Genomic DNA, 1,960 nt, shown 5'->3' with positions numbered 1-1,960 from the left:
CATTTACATAATAAGCGAGTGATCGAAGAAAAAATTCCAATGGGACTTTTATGGAAAGACTTATACAAAAGCCAAGGGAAAAGGACATGTTAGATATCATTTTTTTATTCAAAATTACAGAAATTAAAATATAGTGTACAGTGAAGTTTTGGTAACCACATGAAATGATTGCGATTCTTTTCACCTTGTTAGAGGAAACATTGAATGGGTATCTTTATGTACAGTTACTGTTTGGGATGGACTTGTTCATAAATTAGTTGAAGTAGCGGCTAAAACTGCTGGTGAATATTGTTCTGCTTACCGTGAAAGAGAATAGGAAATTAATTTTTGTTTATTCGATTATACGCGAGGATTTAAGGTTTACTGTATTGGAATCGCACAAAAATTGAGTAATGATCTTTATTCTCTTTATTATATGGTACAAAGTAAATAGGTCTACATATGGTATGAAGAGACATATATGAAAAGGGGAGAAAAACATTAAAGGAATAAGTATGCTATTAATTGCGATTATACTATGGGGGATAGCAATTGCTCCGACAAAATGGGCGTTAGAGTCAATTCAGCCATTCACCCTATTATTTCTTCGTCTTTGCTTTGCTGGCGGGATATGTCTATTGTTTTCTTTTCAGCAGCTACGAAAAAGTATTGTTAATAGGGATGTTCCGTGGAAAAGAATAAGCGTATTATCTTTTACTGGTGTGGCGGGATATTTTATGTTTACCTCGTATGGGATTTCTTTAACAAGTGGATTATATGTTAGCATCATTGATGCTGCTTTACCTTTAGTTACAATTATTTTCTCGGCACTGTTTTTAAAAGAAAAGATTCAGTTAAACTATTGGATTGGAATTATATTAGGTTTTATAGGAGTAATATGTATTACCATTCCATCTGGTAATGATAATCAAAGCGCTTCTCTAGTTGGGGACATACTTATTTTATTAAGTACTTTTTTATTTGCTTTCTATACAATATTATTAAAAAGACCAAAACAAGAAAAGAATCTATCAAACGAAGTATTTACAACATTAACATTAATCATAGGGGCAATCATTCTATTCCCCTTTGCAGTTATCGAAACTTTTTATTATGGTCTACCTCAAATAGAAACATGGAAGACAGGGCTTAGTTTTACATACCTTGTTGTTTGTGCAACAATCCTAGCTTATTGGTTTTGGAATAAGGCGCTAGAAGGAGTTTCGGCATCAGTAAGTGGATTGTATTTAAATGCTTTACCACTCATAAGTATTATTGCTTCGGTTATTTTATTAAAAGAATCTTTAACATGGAAGATATTAATAGGAGGATGTCTAGTTTTATTTGGGGTTATCTGGGCGGATAAAGGTAAATTAAGTGCTCTAATGAAATCCGTTGATCGACAAACTAAAGAAGATAGGAAGTACAAAACATATTAATGCCAGAATATGAAAGGGGGGATGCATCGAATGGCATGCTCTCTTTTTAGTTGGTTTAGAGGAGCATACAGGAAGATTAGGGAACCTGTGTAATACAATACTAAATTATACATTTATATACTGTATTTATAATAATGAACAAAGGGATGATAATCCAGGGATGTTTGAAGTAAAATTATTTGATAAAAAACAAATTGCTAATGAAGTATTACTATTCTTTTGACTCTGAAATAGAATGAAGGCTCCTTGAGTACGCATTTATAATGTCTAGTAGGGATAAATAGTTTTACTTTTTTCCCTTTTAGGGGTACTGAATCTATAGGAATGGAAAGGGTGTATGAACAAAAGATTAATGATTTGTGAGTGTTTATCTATAAAAGAGATAAAAAACAATTTTTTATATAAAATCCATTGACTATTTCAATATATAAGTGTAGTATTATACGAGTCGCCGATAGCAACAACGCAGAACGCGACAAACGAAATGAAAAACTTAGTTGACATTGAAACATGAAAGTGTTAACATAAGGGAGTCGCAAATA

At 32.1% G+C, this 1,960-nt stretch carries 1 protein-coding gene; it reads left to right on the top strand.

The genetic code is table 11. From position 1 onward, the window contains the following. Positions 1-494: 494 nt before the first annotated feature. On the top strand, positions 495-1,418 hold the full coding sequence (locus tag ACM6HU_RS25440) for a DMT family transporter (protein ID WP_414848507.1): 924 nt from the start codon (positions 495-497) through the stop codon (positions 1,416-1,418). Positions 1,419-1,960: the final 542 nt, after the last annotated feature.

This window comes from Bacillus sp. IT-79MI2 (genome assembly GCF_949768135.1).
In the GTDB taxonomy this organism is placed as follows: domain Bacteria; phylum Bacillota; class Bacilli; order Bacillales; family Bacillaceae_G; genus Bacillus_A; species Bacillus_A pseudomycoides.
This window is presented reverse-complemented; position numbering and strand designations above follow the sequence as displayed.